The organism is Pseudomonas sp. SIMBA_067, assembly GCF_046534675.1.
Classification (GTDB): Bacteria; Pseudomonadota; Gammaproteobacteria; order Pseudomonadales; family Pseudomonadaceae; genus Aquipseudomonas; species Aquipseudomonas putida.
On the sequence record NZ_JAWRYH010000137.1, the window covers coordinates 1 to 353 of the forward strand.

Consider the following 353-nt stretch of genomic DNA (forward strand, 5'->3'; position numbering starts at 1 on the left):
CTCGCCGGTTGCGGCGAGAGCGATGGCGATGGCCAGCAGACTGGCGGAGGCCAGAGGCATTCGAATCATTGTTGGTTTCCCTGCGTCGTGTGGTTGGACCGTGCGGCGTGGCACGCGAAACCGCAACATCATGCGAAAGATTTGCATTTGCTGTAAAGGGGCGAACGCGCAATTCATGTAAATGCCGGTCACGGCCTGTAACCGGGGGCGCCAGCGGCTAGAACATCGAGACCTGGTTGCGTTGGGCCTGCTTGAGGAAGTTGGTCAGCTCGCGGGCCGACAGGGGCTTGCTGTAGTGGTAGCCCTGACCCGGATGAGCAACGATGACTGCATGTATCTGGACCGCAAGAGCC

At 60.3% G+C, this 353-nt stretch carries 1 protein-coding gene; it reads right to left on the bottom strand.

Features of this window, described 5'->3' with window-relative positions:
- The coding region (locus tag SB765_RS28405; protein ID WP_410932325.1) for a hypothetical protein at positions 1–192 on the bottom strand (192 nt) is incomplete at its 3' end.
- Between the last annotated feature and the right edge of the window lie 161 nt (positions 193–353).